The following is a 24,388-nucleotide window of genomic DNA, read 5'->3' as shown; positions in this document are numbered from 1 at the left end:
GCTGCTCAGAGCCGCTCGACGATCGTCACGTTGGCCTGGCCGCCGCCCTCGCACATCGTCTGCAGGCCCAGCCGGCCGCCGGTGCGCTCCAGTTCGTGCAGCAGGGTCGTCATCAGCCGGGTGCCGGTCGCGCCCAGCGGATGGCCGAGGGCGATCGCGCCGCCGTTGACGTTGACCTTCTCCGGGTCGGCGCCGGTCTCCTTCAGCCAGGCGAGGACGACCGGCGCGAAGGCCTCGTTGATCTCGACGAGGTCGATGTCGTCGATGCCCAGGCCGGTCTTCTTCAGGGCGTGGGCGGTGGCCGGTATCGGCGCGGAGAGCATCCGGATCGGGTCCTCGCCCCGGACGGAGAGGTGGTGCACGCGCGCGCGTGGCGTGAGCCCGTGCTCGCGCACCGCCCGCTCCGAGGCGAGCAGCATCGCCGCCGCCCCGTCGGAGACCTGCGAGGAGCAGGCGGCGGTGATGGTGCCGCCGTCGAGGACCGGCTTGAGCCCGGCCATCTTCTCCAGGGAGGTGTCCCGGCGCGGCCCCTCGTCGACGCCGACCTCGCCGTACGCCACGATCTCCCGCTCGAAGCGGCCCTCGTCGACGGCCCTCAGCGCCCGCCGGTGCGAGCGCAGCGCGAACTCCTCCTGGTCCTCACGGGTGATGCCCCACTTCGCGGCGATCATCTCGGCCCCGGCGAACTGGTTCACCGGCCGGTCGCCGTACCGCGCGCGCCAGCCCTCGCTGCCCGCGAACGGGCCCTGGGTGAAGCCCAGGGGCTCGGCGGCCTGGCGGGTGGCGAAGGCGATCGGGATCTGCGACATGTTCTGCACGCCGCCCGCGACCACCAGGTCCTGGGTGCCGGACAGCACGCCCTGCGCCGCGAAGTGCACGGCCTGCTGCGAGGAGCCGCACTGCCGGTCGACCGTCACCCCCGGCACCTCCTCGGGCAGCCCGGCCGCCAGCCAGCAGGTCCGCGCGATGTCCCCGGCCTGCGGCCCCACCGCGTCCAGACAGCCGAAGACGACGTCCTCGACGGCGGCCGGGTCCACTCCCGCGCGCGCCACCAGTTCCTTCAGCACGTGGGCGCCGAGGTCGGCCGGGTGGACCCCGCTCAGCCCGCCTCCTCGCCGTCCGACGGGCGTGCGTACCGCTTCGACGATGTAGGCCTCGGCCATGGCAACTCCCTCGGCAGAAAGGGCTATGCGCGTACGGCGATCCCGTCCAGCACCATCGACAGGTACTGCCGGGCGATCTCTTCGGGGCTGTGCTGTCCGCCCGGCCGGTACCAGGACGCGGCGACCCACACGGTGTCGCGCACGAAGCGGTAGGTGAGCCGGACGTCGAGGTCGGCACGGAAGACCTGGGCGGCGACTCCGCGCTCCAGCGTGGACAGCCACGCCTTCTCGAACCCCCGCTGCGACTCCGCGAGGAAGGCGAACCGCTCCTGCGCGACCAGCTGCTTGCTCTCCTTCTGGTAGATCGCGACGGCGGCGCGGTGCCGGTCGATCTCCCGGAACGACTCGGTGACCAGGGCCTCCAGGGTCTCCCGCGGCCCCGACTCCGCCTGCAGGACGGCGTCGTAGCCGCTCCAGAGCTCGTCGAGGAAGGTGCGCAGGATCTCCTCCAGCATCGATTCCTTGGAGTCGAAGTGGTAGTAGAGGCTGCCCGCGAGCATGCCCGCGTGGTCCGCGATCTTGCGTACGGTGGTGGCGTTGTAGCCCTGCTCGGCGAAGACCTCGGCGGCGGTGTCGAGGAGTTCGCGGCGCCGGGCGGGGGCGGCGGTCACCTGGGGCTTCTTCTTGGTCGGCACGGTTCCATTGTGATCTGCTCCGGTCCTCAGGGGTGCTGGCTGCTGACGGAGACGACCTCTCCGGTGAGGTAGGAGGAGTAGCCGGAGGCCAGGAACACGATGACGTTGGCCACCTCCCAGGGCTCGGCGTACCGCCCGAAGGCCTCACGCGCGGTGAGCTCCTCCAGCAGCTCGGGTGTCGTCACCTTCACCAGGTGCGGATGCATGGCGAGGCTCGGCGAGACGGCGTTGACCCGCACGCCGTACCCGGCGGCCTCCAGCGCCGCGCACCGGGTCAGCGCCATCACGCCCGCCTTGGCCGCGGCGTAGTGCGCCTGCCCGGCCTGGGCGCGCCAGCCTACGACGGAGGCGTTGTTGACGATCACGCCGCCGCGGCCGTCCGCCCGCATCCGGCGCAGCGCCGCCCGGGTGCACCGGAAGGTGCCGTTCAGCGTCACGTCGAGGACGCGGGTCCACTGCTCGTCGGTCATGTCGGCGAGGTCCGAAGTGCCGCCCAGACCGGCGTTGTTGACCACGACGTCCAGCCGGCCGTGCTCCCCCACGGCCGCCTCGAACAGGGCCTGGACCTGGCCCTCGTCGGTGACGTCGCAGGGCAGCGCCGCGACCGACGACGCCCCGAACTCGCCGGCCAGCTCGGCCTCGTGCTCCTTCAGCCGCCGTGCGTGCGCGTCGCTGATGAGCACGCGCGCCCCCTCCTCCAGGAAGCGCCGCGCGGTCGCGCCGCCGATGCCCGCGCCGGCGGCGGCGGTGATGACGGCGGTGCGTCCCTTCAGCAGCCCGTGTCCCGGTTCGTACACAGGGCTCTCGACGGCTGTCATGGCCCCACGCTAACCTACCAAACACTTGTTAGGGAAGGATGGCCGCCGATGGAGCTCGCCTTCACGCAGGAGGATGAGGCCTTCCGCGCCGAGGCCAGGGAGTGGCTCGCGGCCCATGTGCCGGCCGCCCCCCTGCCGTCACTGGAGACCGCGGAGGGCTTCGCGGCGCACCGCGCGTGGGAGGCGGAGCTGGCCGCGGACCGCTGGTCGGTCGTCAACTGGCCGGTGGCGTACGGCGGCAGGGACGCCGGGCTGATCCGCTGGCTGGTCTTCGAGGAGGAGTACTGGTCGGCGGGCGCCCCGGGGCGTGTCGGGCAGAACGGCATCAGCCTGCTCGCCCCGACCCTCTTCGACCACGGCACCGAGGAGCAGCGGGCGCGGGTGCTGCCCGCCATGGCCACCGGCGAGGTCGTCTGGGCGCAGGCGTGGTCGGAGCCCGAGGCGGGCTCCGACCTGGCGTCGCTGCGGTCCAAGGCGGTGCGCACGGACGGCGGCTGGCTGCTGAGCGGGCAGAAGACGTGGTCGTCGCGGGCCGCCTTCGCCGACCGGGCCTTCGGCCTGTTCCGCAGCGAGCCCGGCCTGCCCAAGCCCCATCAGGGCCTGACCTACCTGATGTTCGACCTGCGCGCCCCCGGCGTCACGGTCCGCCCGATCGGCCGACTCGACGGGAAGCCGGCGTTCGCGGAGCTGTTCCTGGACGAGGTGTTCGTCCCGGACGAGGACGTGATCGGCACCCCCGGCGAGGGCTGGCGCATCGCCATGTCGACGGCGGGCAACGAGCGGGGGCTGATGCTGCGCGCCCCCGGCCGCTTCCTCGCCGCGGCCGGCCGCCTGCGCGAGCTCTGGACGCGGCGAGGCCGCCCGCGGCACGCCCGCGACCGCGTGGCCGACGCACTGATCGGCGCCCGCGCCTACCAGCTCTTCACCTACGCGGCGGCCTCCCGCTTCCTGGCGGGCGACTCGATCGGCCCGGAGTCCAGCCTGAACAAGGTCTTCTGGTCGGAGCTGGACCTCGCCCTGCACGAGACGGCGCTCGACCTGCTGGGCGAGGAGGGCGAGCTGGCGGACACGGCCTGGTCCGAGGGGTACGTCTTCTCCCTCGCGGGCCCCGTCTACGCGGGCACGAACGAGATCCAGCGGGACATCATCGCCGAACGCCTCCTGGGCCTGCCGAAGGGACGCCGCTGATGCGCTTCCTGCCGGACACCGAACAGCGCGCCTTCGCCGCCTCACTGGACGCGATGCTCACCGCGGCGGACACTCCGTCGGCCGTCCGGGACTGGAGCCACGGCGACCACGCACGCGGGCGGGCGCTGTGGTCCCGTGTCGCCGAGGCCGGCGTCTTCTCGCTCGCGGTGCCGGAGGAGTACGGCGGCGTGGGCCTGCGCCCGGTCGAACTCGTCCTCTCCTTCGTCGAGTTGGGGCGGCACGTGGTGCCGGGCCCGCTGGTGGAGACGGTCGCGGCGGCCGCGCTGTTCACCGAGCCGGGCCCGGACGCCAAGCGGCTGCTCCCGCCGCTGGCGTCGGGCGAGGCGATGGCGACGCTGGCGCCCGACGGCTCGTACGCGCTGGACGCGGACGTGGCGGCCACCCGGCTCTCGCTGACGCCCGGCGGGGTGCGGCTCGCCCCCGGCCACGGCCCGCTGCGGGCGTCGCTCGACCCGGCCCGCCGGCTCGCTCCCCTCGCGCCGGGCGGGGAGCTGCTCACCTCGGCGCCGTCCGTCGGGCAGGCGCTGGCCTGCGCCCGCCTCACCACCGCCGCCCAGGCCCTGGGCGTCGGCCTCGCCCTCCTGGACCGCACCGTCGCGTACGTCCGCCGGCGCACCCAGTTCGGCGTCCCCATCGGCTCGTTCCAGGCCGTCAAGCACCGTCTCGCCGACGCGAAGATCGCGCTGGAGTTCGCGCGGCCGGTGCTCCTGGGTGCCGCGTCGACCCTGGCGCCCGCCGACGTCGCCGCCGCCAAGGTCACCGCGTGCGAGGCGGCGTACACCACGGCCCGTGCCGCACTGCAGCTGCACGGCGCGATCGGGTACACCGCCGAGTACGACCTGTCCCTGTGGCTGACCAAGGCCCGGGCGCTGCGCTGCGCCTGGGGCGGGCCCCAGGAGTGCCGGGACGTGGTGCTCAGTGGTGGTGATCGCCGCCGGTGAGCTCGCGGTACTCCTCCACCGTCGGCTTCGGGATGCGCGAGTCGGACCCGAACATGGCCCGCGCCAGCTGCGCCCGCACCCGCTGGGAGACCGTGACCGGCCGCCGCACGCCGTTGGCGTCGACCGTCGGGCCGATCTCGTAGGGCGGATTCTGCTCGTGCTGGGTGAGCGTGAACAGCTCGTCCTGCGCGAGGGGCTCGTGGACCTCGACGAACTCGCCGGTCGGCAGCCGCTTGATGGTGCCGCTCTCCCTGCCGTGCAGCACCTTGTCCCGGTCCCGGCGCTGCAGGCCCATGCAGACCCGCTTGGTGATCACGAACGCGGCCACCGGCGCCACGAAGAACGCGATCCGCACGAACCAGGTGATCGCGTTGATGGACAGATGCAGATGCGTGGCCACGATGTCGTTGCCGCCGCCGATCAGCAGCACCGCGTACAGGGTCAGCCAGGCCACGCCCAGGCCGGTGCGCACGGGCACGTTGCGCGGCCGGTCCAGGATGTGCTGCTCACGCCGGTCGCCGGTGATCCACGCCTCGACGAAGGGATACAGCCCGAGGGCGAGCAGGATCAGCGGGAAGAGGGAGAAGGGGATGAGGACGCCGGGTATCAGCGTGTGGCCCCAGATGTTGATCTCCCATCCCGGCATCACCCGGATCAGGCCCTCGGAGAAGCCGAGGTACCAGTCGGGCTGGGCGCCGGTGGTGACCAGGTCGGGCCGGTACGGGCCGAAGGCCCACACGGGGTTGATGCTCGCGATGCCGCCCATGACCGCCAGCACGCCGAAGACGAGGAAGAAGAAGCCGCCCGCCTTCGCCATGTAGACCGGCAGGAAGGGCATGCCGACCACGGTCTTCTGGTCCCGTCCGGGCCCGGGGTACTGCGTGTGCTTGTGGTAGAAGACCAGGATCAGATGGGCGACCACCAGGCCCAGCATGATCCCGGGCAGCAGCAGGACGTGGACCGGGAAGAGCCGCGAGATGATGTCGTGCCCCGGGAACTCTCCGCCGAACAGGAACATCGACAGATACGTCCCGACGATCGGGATCGACAGGATCGCGCCGTCGGCGAACCGGATGCCGGTGCCGGAGAGCAGGTCGTCGGGGAGCGAGTAGCCGGTCAGGCCGGTGATGATGCCGAGCAGCAACAGGGTCCAGCCGAACAGCCAGTTGAGCTCGCGCGGCTTGCGGAAGGCGCCGGTGAAGAACACCCGCATCATGTGCACCAGCATGCCGGTGACGAAGACCAGCGCGGCCCAGTGGTGGATCTGCCGGATCAGCAGTCCGCCGCGCACGTCGAAGCTGATGTCGAGGGTGGACTCGTAGGCCCGCGTCATCGAGATGCCGTTGAGCGGGGTGTACGAGCCGTGGTAGATCACCTCGACGCCGCTCGGCTCGAAGAACAGGGTGAGGTAGATGCCGGTGAGGATCAGGATGAGAAAGCTGTAGAGGCAGATCTCCCCGAGCATGAAGGACCAGTGGTCCGGGAAGACCTTGCGCATGTTGGCCCTGGCCAGCCCGTAGAGCCCCAGCCGCCCGTCGGCCCAGTCGGCGATCCGCTCGCCCGCGCCGGGCGGCTCCCGCCGTGCGGAGCCCGCCGCTTCGTTCCCCGATCGTGCGCCGTCCATACGTTCGTCGCCTCCCCGTCGGATCATCCTCAGGGTGGCACGAGGGCCCGGCCCGAGCCAACGGTGCGGTCAGGACGGCGGCAGGATGCCCTGGGCCCGCGCCGCCACCAGCCACTTCGGGAACTCCCCGACCAGCCGGTCGTACAGCTCCGCGTCGGACACCTTCGCGGGGTCCGCGCCGGCGTGGAAGAACCCGGCGTTGTCCACCACCCGCCGGTCCGGCACCGCCAGTTCGTCCAGCCTGCGCAGGAAGTCGAACTGCTTGCTGCCCGGGTCCCCGAAGCCCACGAACTGCCAGAACAGCGGCAGCTTCGCGGCCTTGCACAGATACCGCTCGGCGGCGAGCTTGTTGATCGGGCCGCCGTCGGTCTGGAAGACGACGAGGGCGGGGGCCGTGGAGCCGCTGTCGAGGTAGTGGTCGATCACGGCGTCCATCGCCAGGTGGTAACTGGTCTTCCCCATGTGCCCGAGCCCGGCCACGATCCGCTCGATGCTGCCCTCGTGACCGGCGAGCGCGATGTCGGTCTCGGCGTCGACGTCGGTCGAGAAGAAGACCACCGGCACGCGTCCGTCGTCGTCGAGATGCGCGGACAGGCCGAGCACCCGGTCGGCGAGCGCCTGCACACTGCCGTCCTTGTAGTACGGCTTCATGGAGCCGGAGTGGTCGACCACCAGGTACACCGCCGCCCGCGTCCCCTCCAGACCGTGCCGGTGCAGTGAGACCCCCGCGCTCTTGTACAGGCTGACCAGCGCGGGCGCGGTCTCCTCGACCTTCTTGAGACTGATCGCAACCATGGCCCCTACTCTCCCATCCGCCACCGGTGTTCGTTATTTTGTTCGCCGCCGTCCCCACCGGCTCACCGTCCGTCCCACCCCTTCCGAGGAGCCGGCTGTGGAACCCGAGTCCGCCGTCACCACCTGCTACCGCCATCCCAAGGTGGAGTCGCACGTCCGCTGCACCCGCTGCGACCGCTACATCTGCCCGGACTGCATGCGGGAGGCGGCCGTCGGCCACCAGTGCGTGGAGTGCGTGAAGGAGGGCGCGCGGTCGGTGCGGCAGGCGCGCACGGTCTTCGGCGGCAGGATCGCGGCCGTGCCCGTGGTGACGTACGTGCTGATCGGCCTCAACGTGCTCGCCTACCTGGTCGAGTTGGTGCGTCCGGCGTTCGTGGACCGCTTCGAGATGCTGGGCCGCGGCCTCGCCGGACCCGACGGCGGGCACTACGTCTGGCAGGCCAACTACCCCTCGGACTACCACGCGGAAGGGGTCGTCGACGGCGAGTGGTACCGCCTGCTGACCGGCGCCTTCCTCCATCTCCCGGTCACCGAGGGGACGTTCGGGATCCTGCACATCGTGATGAACATGGTGTCGCTGTGGAACATCGGCCGGGTGGTGGAGTACCAGCTGGGCCGGGTCCGCTACCTCGCCCTGTACCTGCTGTCCGCGCTCGGCGGCTCGGTCCTGGTCCTGCTGATCGCGCCCGACACCCCCACGCTCGGCGCCTCCGGAGCGATCTTCGGGCTCGGCGCGGCGTACTACGTGATGGCCCGCCGCCTCGGCGCCGACATGAGCACCGTCAACCGCTTCATGGCGGGCCTGCTGCTGTGGCTGCTGATCTCCGCGGGCCTCACCTCCTGGCAGGGCCACCTCGGCGGCCTGCTGGCGGGCGGCGTGGTGACGCTGGCGTACGCCTACGCGCCCCGCGACCAGCGGCGCGGCCTCGTCCAGGGCGGTACCTGCGTCGCCCTGCTGGCGCTGCTGGTGGTCCTCAGCATGGCGAAGGTCGCGGAGCTGACCGTGTGACCGGATCATGGAACATGTGCACGTAATGTGTGGACCATGAAACGTGCCGGTTGCCTGCTGTTCGCGGCCCTCCCCGTGGTCATCACGGCGGGCGTCTACGTCCTCACGCCCGCGCACTCCGACGACGGCACCCCGAAGACCTCCGTGTCCGCGGCGCAGCACGGCGCCGCGGACGCCAAGAGCCGGGCCGAGAAGGAGCGGGCGGAGGACGACGAGGTGATCGCCGACCTGCCGCCCGGCCTCGCCGCCCCGGCCGAGAAGGAGCTGGCCCAGAAGCTGGTCGCGAGCGCCGAGAACTCGACGCTGGACTGGCGCAGCGCCTACGGCTACATCGAGGACATCGGCGACGGTCAGGGCTACACGGCCGGCGTCATCGGCTTCTGCACCGGCACGCACGACCTGCTCACCCTGGTCGAGCGCTACACCAAGGCGCACCCCGGCAACGGCCTCGCCACATACCTCCCGGCCCTGCGCGCGGTCGACGGCACGGACTCCCACAAGGGCCTGGACCCCGGCTTCACCGCCGCGTGGAAGGCGGAGGCCCGGCTGCCGGCCTTCCGCACGGCCCAGGACGAGGAGCGCGACCGCGTCTACTTCGACCCGGCCGTCCGCCTCGCCAAGCTCGACGGCCTCGGCACGCTGGGCCAGTTCATCTACTACGACGCCATGGTCTTCCACGGCCCCGGCACCGGCCCGACCAGCTTCTACGGCCTGCGCGAGCGCGCCATGCGGGAGGCGGACACCCCGTCCCAGGGCGGCTCCGAGAAGAACTACCTGGACATCTTCCTCGACGTCCGCCGCAAGGCCATGCAGGCCAAGCGGGCGGACATCGACACCTCCCGCATCGACACGGCCCAGCGCCAGTTCCTCTACGACGGCAACCTGAGCCTGCGGACACCGCTGACGTGGCGGGTGTACGGGGAGACGTACAAGGTGCAGTAGGACTACTCAGCCCATTCCCGCCGCAGCACCTCCTCCGCGGGCTTGCCGTGCGGCGAGTACGCCAGCCGCGCCGGCGTCTCCCCGCTGCCGGGCCAGTCGTCCCACATCCACCAGCACACCCCGGCCCACCAGTCGCTGCCGGTGAAGGAGTCGAGCAGCGCCCGGTAGGCGGCGGCCTGCTCGTCCGGGGCCGGGTGGCGGCTGACCGTCCAGGAGTACGGGGCGGTCGTGGAGCCGCGCTGGCTGACGTAACCGGCCTCGGTGAACAGGATGCGCCGATCCTGCCGGTGCGCGTAGGCGGCGAGTTCGTCCCGGATCGGCCGCCAGGCGCGGCGCAGCCGGCCGGCGTCGGCGGTGGGCCGGGCGGACAGGGGCCAGTAGGCGTCGATGCCGATCAGGTCGAGCTCCTTCCAGAAGCGGATCTTCCTGTACTCGTCGTAGTTGGCGGCGTAGGTGAGCGGTCCGGCGTAGTGCTCGCGCACCGCCCTGACGACGCTCGTCCACCCCGTCAGGTCGCCCGACACGCCCGCGAGTTCGGTGCCGACGGCGAACTGCTCGGTGCCGGTGGCGGCGGCGAGGCCGGCGTAGTGGGTGATGAAGCGGCGGTAAGCGGTGAACCAGGCGGCGCCGTCGCGCGGGCGGATGTCGGCACGATCCTCGTCGCCGGGCAGGTCGACGTGCGGCTTGATCATGACCTTGAGGCCGAGTGCGTGCGCGCGGCGCACGATCCGGCGCAGGCTGCCGTCGCTCGCGGTCTCCTCGGTGGTGTGCATCGAGGAGTCGGTGGGGCGGTTCTGGTACCAGGTCGGGGTGAAGGTGACCCAGCGGGCACCGGTGGCCCGGATGCCGCGCAGATAGCGGTCGGCGGCGGGGCTGTCGTAGTCGGTGCGGTACCAGGAGGGCAGGGTGATGCCGCGCATCGTCCCGCTCCTCGCGCCGGCACCGCCGGCCCTCCCCGCACCGGACCCGCCGGTGTCCCCGGCCGCGCCGCCGGTCGTGCACCCGGCCGCGGCGAGGAGGAACGCCACCGCGCTCGCGGTGACGGTCCTCCTCCTCAACTGCCCTGTCGTCACAGGCTGCTCGGGCTGACGAAGGTGTAGCCGAGGGCCTTGATGCCGGCGATCGTGTCCTGCAGCGGCTGGAGCGGGTAGTAGGGGTGGTAGAAGAAGCTCGCGACCCCGTCCCGGACGGCCAGGTTGGCCTTGGCCGAGGCGATCAGGTCGGCGGGCAGCCGCGGCGGGTGGTTGTTGTACGCCTCGGGCTCGTAGTTGCCGATGTTCTCGGGGAGCACCTTGGTGCCGTACACGTCCTTCACCACGTAGGGGAAGAACTGCCCGATGAAGGTGTTCGGGCCGGCCGGACCGCCGCTGAGCGTGCCGGAGAAGTACAGCGAACGCTCCAGGCGGGCCGAGAAGTTGGAGCTGAACACCTTGTAGTCGGTGGCGGAACCCGCGTAGTGCGGGGTGGTCCACAGCGTGGGCCTCGGCAGCCCGGCGGCGGTGAAGCCGGCGAGTGCGCCGGTCACCCGGCTCTGCGCCCAGACCGCGGAGTCCTCGGCGACCGGGCCGTCGTAGACGACGTTGTTCGCCGCGTCGACGTGCGCCCGGTAGAACTCGAAGTCGTCGCCGGTGACGCCGTCGTAGGGGTTGGCGACCGTGCCGTACTGGTGCGTGAAGCCGTGGTCCATCAGGACCGCGCCCCGGGCCAGCATGTACTTCAGGGCGCCGACCACCTGCGGGCGCTGGGCGAGTGTGACCGTCTGCGCGACACCGTTGTTGTAGGTGCCCTCCGGGTCCGTGTAGACGGGGATCACGTTGATGCCGTAGGGGATCTTCTGCGCGTAGAGGTAGTCGGCCATGCTCCGCAGCTCGGTGGGATCCGAGTCGGGGCTGATGTCCTCCAGGCGCACGATCGCCCGGTGCCGTTCGGTGGTGGCCGGGGCGAGCGCGTCGAAGAGGAGGTCCTCCAGTGCGATGACGCGGTCGCTCTCGGAGACGTAGGCGAACGGGATCTCACCGATGTAGGTGAGGTTGGACGAGCGGATCGCCCAGCCGAAGGTGTGGCCGTTGGACGAGTCGAGCCCCTGGGCGAGCGTCGTGACCGCGGGGTATCCGTCGCCCGTGAGGACATGGGGGCGCAGCACGCCCCCGTCCTGACCGGCCGGGACCTTCCGGGTCAGGGCCTGGTTCCGGTACGCCACCTGTGTCACGGTGCCGACGGAACCGCCGTCCTCGTAGTACGACGACGTCGGGTCCCAGCCGTACTTCTGCGCGAACTGGGCCACGCCGGTGGCGTTCGCCATGTTCCAGACGTTGGCGCCCATCCAGATCACCGGCTTGGTGCTCGCGGCCGCGTCCGTGTAGAAGGCCGCCGGGACGGCGTCCGGGATGTCACCGCCGTAGTAGGTCGAGCCGAGGTAGACCACGGCCGTGTAGGAGTCGATCATTCCGGCGGTGTACTGCTGGACCGGCTTGGCCGTCACGGTGCCGAAGTGACCTGCCAGGTTGGCCGTGGCCATCGCGTACAGCTCGCCCAGCTGACCGTAGGGTCCGGCGGTGTCGTAGAGCACGAGCGTGCTCGGACCGGCCGGGGCCTCGGCGGCGGGCTCCAGCAGGGAGGCCTGCCGCGTCACGGCCGTCGCGGCCCTGACCGGGGCCGCGGCCGTCGCCGCCAGGGCCGCCACCGTGGACGTGCGGTGCGGTGCGGCGCGACGTGCCGTGTCGGCCTTCGTCTGGGCCTTGGCCCAGCCCTGGAGATCGACCCGGCTCAGTCCGGATCGGCCGGCCACGGCCTCGTGGCCGTGCCGGTCGCCGCGGCCGGCCGCCTGGGCGCCCGCGGCCAGGAAGGTGCCGCTGAGCAGCGCGGCGAACAGCAGTAGGACGACCGAGAACTTCGAAATGCCTGGTCGTCGAGAACGGATCAGTGGTCTCACGATCATTCCCCCCACTTTGCCAATCCTTGGCAAAGGCTTTTCTGAGCAGAAGGCCATCGATTCTGGTAACCGATCAAGAAGAGTGTCAATGGGCCGAAAGGTGAATTCACCATGGACCATCAGACCCCACGCGAAGATTGGACATGTCGCTTTTTTGGAGAACCTTCTTGACCGCCCCGCGTGTCTGCTACGTTCACCAACGCGCGGTGGGGACGCGCACCATAATTGCTGTGGGGGGAAGATGTACGGACGACCTGCATTGGGGACACTGCTGCCCCTGGCAGGGGCGATTGCCGCGCCGGAAGCGATTCCGGGGCTACCTCTGGCCAAAACATTGCAGGCGGCAGCGGGAGCGGGATTCATGCTCTATTGCCTGACCGCCGTCCTGATATTGCTGGCCCGAATAAGCCTGCGCCGCCGGTCGCACAGGGCATCGGCCGGCACGGGGTGCGGCCATGGTCACTGAGTTGCTCCTGTGGTCGAGCATCACACTCATCGTCATGGCCGGCTGTTACAACACGAGTCTGTTTCTGCTGTCGAGGCGCAGAATTCGCCGGTCCCGCCCGGACCGGCGAGAACGGTTCTACGTATTTCTACTCGCATGCCTGAACGAGGAGAAAGTGCTTTCCGAGAGCCTGGAGCGCATCACCGCGCTGCCTGCCCGGAATTTCATGGCACTGGTCATCGACGACGGTTCGGACGATCGCACCGCCGAGATGGCCCGGGCGGCCGACCCCGCCCTGGTCCGGCTGCACCGGCGCACCCTGCCGAACGCCCGCCGGGGAAAAGGCGCCGCGCTCAACGACGGGGTGCGCCACCTGCGCGAGTCCGGTCTGCTCGCCGGCCACGACCCCGCCGACGTGGTGGTGTGCGTGGTCGACGCGGACGGGCGGCTCGACCCGCACGTCGTGCAGTCCGTCGACCCCTACTTCGACGACCCGCGAACGGGTGCGGTGCAGGTCTGCGTCCGGATGTACAACCGGCACCTTGGACTGCTCGCCCGCATGCAGGACATGGAGTTCGTCGTCTACGGCGATGTCTTCCAGAGCGCGCGCCGCTCCCTCGGCAGCGTGGGCATGGGCGGCAACGGACAGTTCATGCGGCTCGCGGCGCTCGACACCCTGGACGGCGACGGCCCGTGGAGCGACAGCCTCACCGAGGACCTCGACCTCGGTGTGCGGCTGATCGCCAAGGGCTGGACCAACCAGCACTGCACCACGGCCGCGGTGTCCCAGCAGGCCGTGCTCAGCCTCGGCCGGCTGGTCCGCCAGCGATCCCGCTGGTTCCAGGGCCACTTGCAGTCGGCCCGACTCGTCCCGCTCATCCTGCGGGACGTGCCGACCCGGGCCGCGCTCGACCTGCTCTACCACCTCTCCAGCCCGGTGCTGATCCTGCTCACCTCGCTGCTGCCGCTGTCGTTCCTGGTGGCCCTGGGCGCCACCGTGGCGGCCTCCGTCCGGGCCGGGCACCCGCTGTTCTCACCGATGTGGCTGCTCGGCCCCTACCTCCTGTCGTTCACCGCCGCCTACGCCTACGGCTTCGTGTACGCCAAGCGCGAGCGGGCCCTCGGCCTGATGCGCTCGGTGCTGCTCGCCCATGTCTTCGTCTTCTACGGCTACATCTGGTTCGCCGCCGGCTGGTGGGGCCTGTGGCGGATGGTCACCGGTCAGCGGGGCTGGCTGAAGACCGCACGCACCTGAGGGCTCTCCGTCCGCGCCAGGTCCTGGCGCGGGTCCTCGTCCGCGCCGTACCTCTCGTCTCTCATCTCTCATCCGCAGTACCTCTCATCACCGCTCGACGCGGTCGCTGCGTCGATCGCGCATGCCCAAGGGGGGCACCCATGTCCACACACTCCTCAGCCGTGCCCGTACGCGCCATGCTCGTGCTCGGCACCCGGCCCGAGGCGATCAAACTGGCGCCCGTGGCGCGGGCGATGGCCGCCGGCCCGCGGTTCGAGCCGTTCGTCGTCACCACCGGCCAGCACCGCGAGATGCTCCACCAGATGCTCAGCCTGCTGCGCGTCGACGCGCGGATCGCGCTGGACGTCATGCGCACCCGGCAGCAGCTCTCCGACCTGACCGCCCGGCTCGTGCGGGAGCTCGGCGACGTCATGCGCGAGCAGCGGCCCGACCTGGTGGTGGTGCAGGGGGACACGACCACCGCGCTGTGCGGGGCGCTCGCCGCCTTCTACGAGAAGATCCCGGTCGCCCATGTCGAGGCCGGGCTGCGCACCGGGGTGCTGGACAACCCCTTCCCGGAGGAGCTCAACCGCTGTCTGATCAGCCGGATCGCCCGCTGGCACTTCGCGCCCACACCGGCCGCGGCAGGGCATCTGGCCGCGGAGGGCGTGCCCGGCGAGCAGGTGTTCGTCACCGGCAACACGGTCGTCGACAACCTGCTGTGGGTGCTGGCCGAGGGCACCGCGGCCTCCGCCTTCCGCACCGATGCCAGGCGGATCCTGGTGACGCTGCACCGCCGGGAGAACCAGGGCGAGCGAATGCGCGGCATGGGCCGGGCGCTGACCCGGCTCGCGGCGCGCGGGGACGTCGAGATCGTGCTGCCGCTGCACAAGAGCCCGGCCGTGCGGGAGGTGCTGCTGCCCGAACTCGACGGCCGGCCGGGCATCTCGCTGATCGAGCCGCTCGACTACCTCGACTTCGCGGCCACGCTGGCCGAGTGCGACCTCGTCCTGACCGACTCCGGCGGCATCCAGGAGGAGGCCCCGAGCCTGAGCAAGCCCGCCCTGGTGCTGCGCACGACCACCGAGCGGCCGGAGGCGGTCGAGGCGGGCGCGGCCCGGCTGATCGGCACCGACCCGGAGGCCATCGTGACCTGGGCGCAGCGGCTGCTGGACGACCCCGCGGAGTACCGGCGGATGGCGCGCGCGGGCAACCCGTTCGGCGACGGCACGGCGACGACGCGCATCCTGGCCCAGCTGGCCGAGGACTTCGCCGCCGACGTGCCCGTCGGGCTCACGGCGTCCGGTCCATACTCGGCGGCATGACGCGCAGGGGTCGCATCGTCGCCGGACTGGCACTGGCTCTCGCGCTGGCCGCTCTCGCGGGTGTGCTGAGCCAGTGCCAGGGCGGCGGCGCGCCCCCGCGCAGACCGTGGCTGGACGGTACGACCCACGGCCGCTGGCTGTCGGTGTTCAACGGCATGGGCACCAACCTCGGTGACGACACGTCACTCTCGCTCTCCCCCATGGCCGCCGAGGATCCCGGCACCACGCACGCCGGGCTCGTGGTGAGCACCGCGTCCTACACGGACGTGCGCTACGCGGCCCGGATGCGGGCGGTGAAGCAGCTGCGCTCGCCGAAGCCGAATCCGTGGGAAGTGCCGTGGCTGGTCTGGGCGTACACCGATCCGGAGCACTTCTACTACGTCACCCTGAAGCCGAACGGCTGGGAGCTGGGCAAGCGGGACCCCGCGTATCCGGGCGGGCAGCGCTTCCTGGCGACCGGGCGGACGGCGTACCCCACGGGCACCTGGTACGACGTACGGGTCGAGCAGCGCGGGGCGGTGCTGTCGGTGTCGGTGGGCGGGAGGCCGCTGGTGACGTTCACGGATGCCGAACGCCCCTACCGCCGGGGGCGGGTGGGCGCGTACACCGAGGACGCGACCGTGAAGTTCGAGGGCCTGAAGGCGAGTTCGGGCTGAGGACGTGCGACGGCGCCCGTCCACAGTCCGGTCGGGGACTTACGGGGCGGGCGCCGTCGGTGTTCCGTACGCCGTTGTACGGGACGTCTGTTGGTGCTTACCGAGGGGCCGTCAGGCCGTCAGGGAGCGGTCCGTCGGGCGGATCGGGGCCGGCAGGTCGCTGGCGCCGGTCAGGAAGCGGTCGGCCCCCTTGGCGGCGGAGCGGCCCTCGGCGATCGCCCACACGATGAGCGACTGGCCGCGGCCCGCGTCACCGGCGACGAAGACACCGGGGACGTTGGTCTGGAAGTCGGCGTCGCGGGCGATGTTGCCGCGCTCGTCGAGCTCCAGGGCGAACTGCTCGACCAGGCCGTTCTCCCGGTCGGTGCCGGTGAAGCCCATGGCGAGGGTGACCAGCTGGGCGGGGATCTTGCGCTCCGTGCCCGGCTTCGGGGTCAGCTTGCCGTCGACGAACTCGATCTCGGTCAGGTGCAGCCACTGGACGTTGCCGTCCTCGTCGCCCTCGAAGTGGGTGGTGGAGACGGAGTAGACCCGCTCGCCGCCCTCCTCGTGCGCCGAGGTGACCTTGTAGAGCATCGGGAAGGTCGGCCACGGCTGGGAGACGGCGTTCCGCTCCTCGTTCGGGCGGGGCATGATCTCCAGCTGCGTGACCGAGGCCGCGCCCTGGCGGTGGGCGGTGCCCACGCAGTCGGCGCCGGTGTCGCCACCGCCGATGACCACGACGTGCTTGCCCTCCGCCGAGATCGGGGAGGTGACGTAGTCGCCCTCCTGGACCTTGTTGGACAGGGGCAGGTACTCCATCGCCTGGTAGATGCCCTGGAGCTCGCGGCCGGGGACCGGGAGGTCGCGGGCGGTCGTCGCACCGGCGGCGATGACGACCGCGTCGTACCGCTTCTTCAGGTCGGTCGCCTTGAGGTCGCGGCCGATCTCGATACCGGTACGGAAGCGGGTGCCCTCCGCGCGCATCTGCTCGATACGGCGGTTGATGTGCCGCTTCTCCATCTTGAACTCGGGGATGCCGTAGCGCAGCAGGCCGCCGATGCGGTCGGCGCGCTCGTAGACGGCCACGGTGTGGCCGGCCCGGGTCAGCTGCTGGGCGGCGGCCAGGCCCGCCGGCCCCGAGCCGATGACGGCGACGGTCTTGCCCGACAGGCGCTCGGGGATCTGCGGGGCGACGTCCCCGGTCTCCCACGCCTTGTCGATGATCGAGACCTCGACGTTCTTGATGGTGACCGGCGCCTGGTTGATGCCGAGCACGCACGCCGACTCGCAGGGCGCCGGGCAGAGACGACCGGTGAACTCCGGGAAGTTGTTGGTCGCGTGCAGGCGCTCGGAGGCTGCCGCCCAGTCCTCGCGGTAGGCGTAGTCGTTCCACTCGGGGATCAGGTTCCCGAGCGGACAGCCGTTGTGGCAGAACGGGATGCCGCAGTCCATGCAGCGGCTGGCCTGCTTGCTGATGATCGGCAGCAGGGAGCCGGGGACGTAGACCTCGTTCCAGTCCTTGACGCGCTCGGTGACGGGGCGGGTCTTGGCGACCTCACGGCCGTGGTTCAGGAAGCCCTTCGGGTCAGCCATTGATCGCCGCCTCCATCATCTTCTCGGTGATCTCGGTCTCGGTGAGACCGGCTCGCTCGGCGGCGTCCTTGGCGGCGAGCACTGCCTTGTACGTGCTGGGGATGATCTTGCTGAAGCGCTCCACGGCGGTGTCCCACTCGGCGAGCAGCTTCTCCGCGACCGTGGACCCCGTCTCCTCCTGGTGCCGGCGCACGACGTCGTGCAGCCACTGCTTGTCGGAGTCGTCGAGGGCCTCGACGGCGCTGACGTTGCCGACGTTGACGTTGTCGACGTTCAGGTCGATCACGTACGCGATACCGCCCGACATGCCGGCCGCGAAGTTGCGGCCCGTCTCGCCGAGCACCACCGCGTGGCCACCGGTCATGTACTCGCAGCCGTGGTCGCCCACACCCTCGGAGACGACCAGCGCACCGGAGTTGCGGACGCAGAACCGCTCGCCCGTACGACCGCGCAGGTACAGCTCGCCGCCGGTGGCGCCGTAGGCGATGGTGTTGCCCGCGATCGTCGAGTACTCGGCGAGGTGGTCGGCGCCCCGGTCCGGGCGGACGATCACACGGCCGCCGGACAGGCCCTTGCCGACGTAGTCGTTGGCGTCGCCCTCCAGGCGCAGCGTGACACCGCGCGGCAGGAAGGCGCCGAAGGACTGGCCCGCCGAGCCGGTGAAGGTGATGTCGACGGTGTCGTCGGGCAGGCCCGCGCCGCCGAACTTCTTCGTCACCTCGTGGCCGAGCATGGTGCCGACCGTGCGGTTGATGTTGCGGATCTGGACCTGGGCGCGCACCGGCTGGGCGTCGGTCGCGGAGTCCGCGGCCAGGGCGTCGGCGGCGAGCTTGATCAGCTCGTTGTCGAGCGCCTTGGTCAGGCCGTGGTCCTGCTCGACGAGCTGGTGGCGCACCGCACCCTCGGGCAGCTCGGGCACGTGGAACAGCGGCTCGAGGTCCAGGCCCTGCGCCTTCCAGTGGTCGACCGCGCGGGTCACGTCGAGCGCCTCGGCGTGGCCGACGGCCTCCTCGATGGAGCGGAAGCCCAGCTCGGCGAGGATCTCGCGGACCTCTTCGGCGATGTACTGGAAGAAGTTGACGACGTACTCGGCCTTGCCGGTGAACCGGTCCCGCAGGGTCGGGTTCTGCGTGGCGATGCCGACCGGGCAGGTGTCCAGGTGGCAGACACGCATCATGACGCAGCCGGAGACGACGAGCGGCGCGGTCGCGAAACCGAACTCCTCGGCGCCGAGCAGCGCGGCGATGACGACGTCACGGCCGGTCTTGAGCTGGCCGTCCGTCTGGACCACGATCCGGTCGCGCAGGCCGTTGAGCAGCAGGGTCTGCTGGGTCTCGGCGAGGCCAAGCTCCCAGGGGCCGCCCGCGTGCTTCAGCGAGGTGAGCGGGGAGGCGCCCGTACCGCCGTCGTGGCCGGAGATGAGCACCACGTCCGCGTGCGCCTTGGACACACCCGCGGCGACCGTGCCGACGCCGACCTCCGAGACCAGCTTGACGTGAATCCGCGCCTGCGGGTTCGCGTTCTTCAGGTCGTGGATCAGCTGGGCCAGGTCCTCGATGGAGTAGATGTCGTGGTGCGGCGGCGGGGAGATCAGGCCGACACCCGGCGTCGAGTGACGGGTCTTGGCGACCCACGGGTAGACCTTGTGGCCGGGCAGCTGGCCGCCCTCGCCGGGCTTGGCGCCCTGGGCCATCTTGATCTGGATGTCGTCCGCGTTGACCAGGTACTCGCTGGTCACGCCGAAGCGGCCGGAGGCGACCTGCTTGATGGCGGACCGGCGGGCCGGGTCGTAAAGGCGGTCGGGGTCCTCGCCGCCCTCACCGGTGTTGGACTTGCCGCCCAGCTGGTTCATGGCGATGGCGAGCGTCTCGTGCGCCTCGCGCGAGATGGAGCCGTAGGACATGGCGCCGGTGGAGAAGCGCTTGACGATCTCGGAGACCGGCTCGACCTCGTCGATGGAGATCGGCTCGCGGCCGGACTTGAAGCCGAACAGGCCGCGGAGCGTCATCAGGCGCTCGGACTGCTCGTTGACACGGTCCGTGTACTTCTTGAAGACGTCGTAGCGGCCCGTGCGCGTGGAGTGCTGCAGGCGGAAGACCGTCTCCGGGTCGAACAGGTGCGGCTCGCCCTCGCGGCGCCACTGGTACTCGCCGCCGATGTCGAGGGCGCGGTGGGCCGGCGCGATGCCGGAGGCCGGGTACGCCTTCGCGTGGCGGGCGGCGACCTCCTTGGCGATGACGTCGATACCGACGCCGCCGATCTTGGTGGCCGTGCCGTTGAAGTACTTCTCGACGAAGGTCTCGTCGAGGCCGACGGCCTCGAAGACCTGCGCGCCGCGGTAGGAGGCGACGGTCGAGATGCCCATCTTGGACATGACCTTCAGGACGCCCTTGCCGAGGGCGTAGATCAGGTTGCGGATCGCCTGCTCGGACTCTATGTCCGTCAGGAAGGTGCCGGCCCGGACCAGGTCCTCGACCGACTCCATGGCCAGGTACGGGTTGACCGCCGCGGCGCCGAAGCCGATGAGCAGGGCGACGTGGTGGACCTCGCGGACGTCGCCGGCCTCGACCAGCAGGCCCACCTGGGTGCGCTGCTTGGTGCGGATGAGGTGGTGGTGGACGGCCGCGGTGAGCAGCAGCGACGGGATCGGCGCGTGCTCGGCGTCCGAGTGGCGGTCCGACAGGACGATCAGCCGGGCGCCGTTCTCGATGGCGGCGTCGGCCTCGGCGCAGATCTCGTCGATGCGCGCGGCGAGGGAGTCGCCGCCGCCGGAGACCCGGTACAGGCCGGAGAGGGTCGCGGCCTTGAAGCCGGGCATGTCGCCGTCGGCGTTGATGTGGATGAGCTTGGCCAGCTCGTCGTTGTCGATCACCGGGAAGGGCAGCAGCACCGAGCGGCAGGAAGCGGCCGTCGGGTCGAGCAGGTTGCCCGAGGGGCCGAGCGACGAACGCAGCGAGGTGACGAGCTCCTCGCGGATGGCGTCCAGCGGCGGGTTGGTGACCTGCGCGAACAGCTGCGTGAAGTAGTCGAAGAGCAGGCGCGGGCGCTCGCTCAGCGCGGCGATCGGCGAGTCGGTGCCCATCGAGCCGATCGGCTCGGCACCGGCCTTGGCCATCGGCGCGAGGATGACGCGCAGCTCCTCCTCGGTGTAACCGAAGGTCTGCTGGCGGCGGGTGACCGAGGCGTGGGTGTGGACGATGTGCTCGCGCTCGGGCAGGTCGCCCAGCTCGATCTCACCGGCCTCCATCCACTCGGCGTACGGCTGCTCGGCGGCGAGGGTCGCCTTGATCTCGTCGTCCTCGATGATGCGGTGCTCGACCGTGTCGACGAGGAACATGCGGCCCGGCTGCAGCCGGCCCTTGCGCACGACCTTGGCGGGGTCGATGTCGAGGACGCCGACCTCGGAGCCGAGGACGACCAGGCCGTCGTCGGTGACCCAGTAGCGGCCGGGGCGCAGTCCGTTGCGGTCGAGGACCGCGCCGACCTGCTTGCCGTCGGTGAAGGTGACACAGGCCGGGCCGTCCCAGGGCTCCATCATCGTGGAGTGGAACTGGTAGAAGGCGCGCCGGGCCGGGTCCATGGAGTCGTGGTTCTCCCACGCCTCCGGGATCATCATCAGCACGGAGTGCGGCAGCGAACGGCCGCCCAGGTGCAGCAGTTCGAGCACCTCGTCGAAGGACGCCGAGTCGGAGGCGTCCGGCGTGCACACCGGGAACAGGCGCTCCAGGCTCTGCTCGCCGAACAGGTCGGAGACCAGCTGCGACTCGCGGGCGCGCATCCAGTTGCGGTTGCCCTTGACGGTGTTGATCTCACCGTTGTGCGCGACGAAGCGGTAGGGGTGCGCGAGCGGCCACGACGGGAAGGTGTTCGTGGAGAAGCGCGAGTGGACCAGGGCGACGGCCGAGGCGAAGCGGCGGTCGGAGAGGTCCGGGAAGAACGGCTCCAGCTGACCGGTCGTCAGCATGCCCTTGTAGACGATGGTCCGGGCGGAGAGCGAGGGGAAGTAGACGGCGGCCTCGCGCTCGGCGCGCTTGCGCAGCGCGAAGGCCTTGCGGTCGAGCGCGATGTCCTTGCTCGCGCCGTCCGTCACGAAGATCTGCCGGAAGGCGGGCATCGTCGAACGGGCGGTGGCGCCGAGCAGTTCCGGGGCGACCGGAACCTCGCGCCAGCCGAGCACCGTGAGGCCCTCCTCGGCGGCGATCGTCTCGATCTGTGAGACGGCCTCCTGGGTGCCCTCCTCGGGCAGGAAGGCGATGCCGACCGCGTACGCGCCGGCCTCGGGCAGCTCGAAACCGGCCACCTCGCGGAAGAAGGCGTCGGGCACCTGCGAGAGCAGGCCGGCACCGTCGCCGGAGTCCGGCTCGGAGCCGGTGGCGCCGCGGTGCTCGAGGTTGCGCAGCACCGTCAGGGCCTGTTCGACCAGAGTGTGGGACGCCTCGCCGGCGAGGGTGGCCACGAAGCCGACGCCGCACGCGTCTCGTTCGTTGCGGGGGTCGTACATACCCTGCGCAGCAGGGCGAGCATCCATGAAGGACCAGTTCTGGCCATTCGCGGAATGCTGGGACGGCTGGCGCGGCGTACGCATCGGCTCTCCCGTCGTCGTCTCAAGTGGCATGTTCAAGGTGCCGAGGGACGACGTTGGCCCTCTGCTCGGTGCAAAATTTCGTGCAGGTTACATGATGGAGCGGTTCTCGGGAAGCGGATGCTTCGTTCCAGCATGCGGACACCACGGGCCGGCGGGGGTACCACGCCTGCGGTGGAAGCTATGGGGACGGAACGGGACAGATCGATGTCCGTCAGTCCAGGCGGGAGGGGCGGCGTCGCCCGCCCCGCGGGTGCGCGACAGGCGTCATTGCCCACAGCGCTTACGGCTCATGCCCCGTGGTCATGCATCCGAAACCAGCGAGTAACGGCTACTTATGCGGCCCAACGCATACTGTGCAACCGGCCTTATCCTACGGCCGTTCCGAACAGGATGCCCAGGGCGTACGTCACACCGGCCGCCGCACCACCGAGGGCGAGCTGCCTGAGCCCGCTGTACCACCAGCTGCGCGCCGTCACCCGGGCCACCACCGCACCGCAGCCGAACAGGCCGAAGAGCGCGAGCAGCACGGCCGGCCACAGCGCGGTCGCACCGAGCAGGTACGGCAGCAGCGGCAGCAGGGCGCCCAGCGCGAAGGAGCCGAACGACGACACGGCCGCGACCAGCGGGGAGGGCAGGTCGCCGGGGTCGATGCCGAGCTCCTCGCGGGCATGTATCTCCAGCGCCTGCTCGGGGTCCTTCGACAGCTGGCGGGCCACTTCCCGCGCCAGCTCGGGCTCGACGCCGCGGGACTCGTAGAGCGCCGCGAGCTCCGCCTCCTCGTCCTTGGGGTGCTTGCGCAGCTCCCTGCGCTCCACGTCCAGCTCCGCCTCCACGAGCTCGCGCTGCGAGGCGACGGACGTGTACTCGCCGGCGGCCATCGAGAAGGCGCCGGCCGCGAGGCCCGCGAGCCCGGTCAGCACGATGGTCTGCTGGCCGACGGACCCACCGGCGACGCCGGTCATCAGCGCGAGGTTCGAGACCAGGCCGTCCATCGCCCCGAAGACGGCGGGGCGCAGCCAGCCGCCGTTCACATCCCGGTGCGTGTGGTTGTCGCGGTGCGCGTCGTGCAGCGCGGCTTCGGTCTCGATGATGGCCACGGGTCTCCCCCAGGAAAGCTAAGCCAAAGCTAACTTTGGACATGTTCTATGTTTCGACAACCCAGAAGATACGCCCGGCATTCCCTCCCCGCCAGCAAGGAAAGGCTCGGCTAACCTGCGGGTTTGCCCGTAACCGCTCATCCGCTACGACCTCTGCACATATGTCGACCGGGTGACGATGGCGCCGGGCGGGCTCGCCGAATCCGCTGCGGTGGGACACATCCGCAAAGGGCTCCCGGAGGACCGGAGTCCCGCAGGAGAGGCCGCGCGCGTATGACATCGATCGCCCGCATTCCCGCTGTCCCGCCGCCCGGCGACGCCGCCGAACTCCGCGAACGGGCGCGCGGCGCGCTGCTCGGCCTCGCCGTCGGTGACGCCCTCGGGGCCCCGGCGGAGAACATGAAGCCCTCGGAGATCCGCGCCCGCTGGGGCCGTATCACCGGCTACGTCGCCGAGCGGCCCCGCGGCACCGACGACACCGAGTACGCGATCTTCTCCGGCCTGCTCCTCGCCCGGCACGGCGCGGATCTCACCCCGGCCCATGTGGAGGCGGCCTGGCACGAGTGGATCGCGGACCGGGAGGAGGGGCCGTTCCGGGGCGCGGGTTTCAGCGAACGCGGCACCCTGGAGAACCTCCGCCGCGGTCTCGCCGCGCCCATCTCGGCCCAGCACCGGCACGCCTGGAGCGACGGCCTGGCCATGCGCGCGGCCCCCTTCGGCGTCTTCGCCGCGGGACGCCCCGCCGAGGCGGCCCGGCTGGCCGCGATCGACGGCTCGGTGAGCCACGACGGCGAGGGCATCTACGGCGGCCAGGCGGTGGCCGCGGGCGTCGCGGCGGCGATGGCGGGCGCCTCGCCGATCGCCGTCGTGGCCTCCGCGCTCGCCGTGATCCCCGACGACTCCTGGACGGCCCGCTCCCTGCGCCGTGCCGCGGCGGTCGCCCACCGCGGCGAGCGCGCGGTCCGCTCGGCGGTCGTCATCGGCGGCTACCCCTGGACCGACCTGGCGCCGGAGGCGGTGGCCCTGGCCTTCGGCGCCTACGCGGCGGCCGACGGCGACGTCCGCGACGCGGTCCTCACCGCGGTCAACATGGGCCGCGACGCGGACACCACGGCAGCGGTCGCGGGAGCGCTGGCGGGCGCGGCCCAGGGCGCCTCCGCGATCCCGGAGGAGTGGGCGTCGGCGATCGGCCCGGCACGGGGGAGCTGCCTGCCGGCGATGGCCGGACATCACGTACTGGAGGTCGCCGACCTCTTGGTCCCCGGGACGTCCCGATGACGCCGCCGGCACCGTGGACGGGGCCGGCGCCCACCACCTCCACGCACGAACGGTCGGCCGCCTGCGGCGAATACGGCCCACAGGGGCCACCCGCACCCGACGACGAGAGAGAAACCGGTGGTGCG

Annotated in this window: 19 protein-coding genes; 9 read left to right on the top strand and 10 right to left on the bottom strand. The window is 71.1% G+C overall.

The window, feature by feature from the left end; all coding sequences use genetic code 11:
• Positions 1–5: 5 nt before the first annotated feature.
• The 3 genes from ACFU97_RS11700 to ACFU97_RS11690 are packed head-to-tail and all read right to left on the bottom strand — an operon-like array spanning position 6 to position 2,616.
• Entirely contained in the window at positions 6–1,163 is a 1,158-nt protein-coding gene (locus ACFU97_RS11700) for an acetyl-CoA C-acetyltransferase (RefSeq protein WP_384254204.1), read from the bottom strand.
• Positions 1,164–1,186: 23 nt separating this feature from the next.
• A complete protein-coding gene (locus ACFU97_RS11695) occupies positions 1,187–1,798 on the bottom strand; it encodes a TetR/AcrR family transcriptional regulator (protein ID WP_384254201.1) in 612 nt (203 codons plus the stop codon).
• Between the two features lie 26 nt (positions 1,799–1,824).
• Positions 1,825–2,616 carry an SDR family oxidoreductase gene (locus tag ACFU97_RS11690; protein WP_384254199.1) on the bottom strand — a complete coding sequence of 264 codons (792 nt, stop codon included), beginning with the start codon at positions 2,614–2,616 and terminating at the stop codon, positions 1,825–1,827.
• Positions 2,617–2,664: 48 nt separating this feature from the next.
• Here ACFU97_RS11690 and ACFU97_RS11685 point away from each other — a divergent pair, with 48 nt between their 5' ends.
• Positions 2,665–3,804, top strand: coding sequence for an acyl-CoA dehydrogenase family protein (locus ACFU97_RS11685; protein WP_384254197.1), 1,140 nt, complete (start codon positions 2,665–2,667; stop codon positions 3,802–3,804).
• Positions 3,804–4,766: an acyl-CoA dehydrogenase family protein gene (locus ACFU97_RS11680; protein WP_384254194.1), complete on the top strand. Its 963-nt coding sequence runs from the start codon at positions 3,804–3,806 to the stop codon at positions 4,764–4,766. The genes ACFU97_RS11685 and ACFU97_RS11680 overlap by 1 nt, the downstream gene beginning before the upstream one ends.
• Here ACFU97_RS11680 and ACFU97_RS11675 read toward each other — a convergent pair.
• Complete coding sequence (locus tag ACFU97_RS11675) at positions 4,741–6,390, bottom strand: cytochrome bc complex cytochrome b subunit (protein WP_384254192.1); 1,650 nt, start codon at positions 6,388–6,390, stop codon at positions 4,741–4,743. The two genes, ACFU97_RS11680 and ACFU97_RS11675, sit on opposite strands and share 26 nt — an antisense overlap.
• 69 nt (positions 6,391–6,459) lie before the next feature.
• A complete protein-coding gene (locus tag ACFU97_RS11670; protein WP_384254190.1) occupies positions 6,460–7,185 on the bottom strand; it encodes a vWA domain-containing protein in 726 nt (241 codons plus the stop codon).
• A gap of 97 nt (positions 7,186–7,282) precedes the next feature.
• Here ACFU97_RS11670 and ACFU97_RS11665 point away from each other — a divergent pair, with 97 nt between their 5' ends.
• A complete protein-coding gene (locus ACFU97_RS11665) occupies positions 7,283–8,194 on the top strand; it encodes a rhomboid family intramembrane serine protease (protein WP_384254187.1) in 912 nt (303 codons plus the stop codon).
• Between the two features lie 36 nt (positions 8,195–8,230).
• Positions 8,231–9,136, top strand: a complete 906-nt coding sequence (locus tag ACFU97_RS11660) for a chitosanase (protein ID WP_384254185.1) — start codon at positions 8,231–8,233, stop codon at positions 9,134–9,136.
• 2 nt (positions 9,137–9,138) lie between these two features.
• Here the strand turns inward: ACFU97_RS11660 and ACFU97_RS11655 are convergent, their stop codons facing one another.
• Positions 9,139–10,056, bottom strand: a complete 918-nt coding sequence (locus ACFU97_RS11655) for a glycoside hydrolase family 113 (protein ID WP_384254183.1) — start codon at positions 10,054–10,056, stop codon at positions 9,139–9,141.
• Between ACFU97_RS11655 and ACFU97_RS11650 the strand changes: the two genes are divergently transcribed.
• Entirely contained in the window at positions 10,046–10,225 is a 180-nt protein-coding gene (locus ACFU97_RS11650) for a hypothetical protein (RefSeq protein WP_384254181.1), read from the top strand. The two genes, ACFU97_RS11655 and ACFU97_RS11650, sit on opposite strands and share 11 nt — an antisense overlap.
• On the opposite strand, the gene ACFU97_RS11645 is transcribed toward ACFU97_RS11650, so the two are convergent.
• A complete protein-coding gene (locus ACFU97_RS11645) occupies positions 10,206–12,074 on the bottom strand; it encodes a DUF2334 domain-containing protein (protein ID WP_384254179.1) in 1,869 nt (622 codons plus the stop codon). The two genes, ACFU97_RS11650 and ACFU97_RS11645, sit on opposite strands and share 20 nt — an antisense overlap.
• Before the next feature lie 449 nt (positions 12,075–12,523).
• Between ACFU97_RS11645 and ACFU97_RS11640 the strand changes: the two genes are divergently transcribed.
• From ACFU97_RS11640 to ACFU97_RS11630, 3 genes are all read left to right on the top strand, one after another.
• Positions 12,524–13,768 (top strand): glycosyltransferase, encoded by a 1,245-nt coding sequence (locus ACFU97_RS11640; protein ID WP_384254175.1) that lies wholly within the window; start codon positions 12,524–12,526, stop codon positions 13,766–13,768.
• A 140-nt stretch (positions 13,769–13,908) separates the two neighbouring features.
• Positions 13,909–15,072, top strand: coding sequence for a non-hydrolyzing UDP-N-acetylglucosamine 2-epimerase (wecB, locus tag ACFU97_RS11635; protein WP_384254173.1), 1,164 nt, complete (start codon positions 13,909–13,911; stop codon positions 15,070–15,072).
• Positions 15,069–15,728 (top strand): calcium-binding protein, encoded by a 660-nt coding sequence (locus ACFU97_RS11630; protein WP_384254170.1) that lies wholly within the window; start codon positions 15,069–15,071, stop codon positions 15,726–15,728. Before wecB ends, ACFU97_RS11630 begins: the two co-directional genes overlap by 4 nt.
• Positions 15,729–15,839: 111 nt before the next feature.
• On the opposite strand, the gene ACFU97_RS11625 is transcribed toward ACFU97_RS11630, so the two are convergent.
• The 3 genes from ACFU97_RS11625 to ACFU97_RS11615 form a co-directional block, all read right to left on the bottom strand.
• Complete coding sequence (locus tag ACFU97_RS11625; protein ID WP_384254168.1) at positions 15,840–17,303, bottom strand: glutamate synthase subunit beta; 1,464 nt, start codon at positions 17,301–17,303, stop codon at positions 15,840–15,842.
• The gene (gene gltB, locus ACFU97_RS11620; protein ID WP_384254165.1) at positions 17,296–21,888 is read right to left on the bottom strand and encodes a glutamate synthase large subunit; all 4,593 of its coding nucleotides are present in this window, start codon (positions 21,886–21,888) and stop codon (positions 17,296–17,298) included. Before gltB ends, ACFU97_RS11625 begins: the two co-directional genes overlap by 8 nt.
• Before the next feature lie 365 nt (positions 21,889–22,253).
• Entirely contained in the window at positions 22,254–22,985 is a 732-nt protein-coding gene (locus ACFU97_RS11615) for a VIT1/CCC1 transporter family protein (protein WP_384254162.1), read from the bottom strand.
• A gap of 273 nt (positions 22,986–23,258) precedes the next feature.
• On the opposite strand from ACFU97_RS11615, the gene ACFU97_RS11610 reads away from it, so the two are divergent.
• Positions 23,259–24,263, top strand: a complete 1,005-nt coding sequence (locus tag ACFU97_RS11610; RefSeq protein WP_384254160.1) for an ADP-ribosylglycohydrolase family protein — start codon at positions 23,259–23,261, stop codon at positions 24,261–24,263.
• The last annotated feature ends 125 nt before the right edge of the window (positions 24,264–24,388 follow it).

Origin of the sequence: Streptomyces sp. NPDC057616 (genome assembly GCF_042800575.1) — a bacterium.
Classification (GTDB): Bacteria; Actinomycetota; Actinomycetes; order Streptomycetales; family Streptomycetaceae; genus Streptomyces.
Note: the sequence above shows the minus strand (reverse complement) of the source record. Positions and strands in the feature narration are given on the sequence as shown.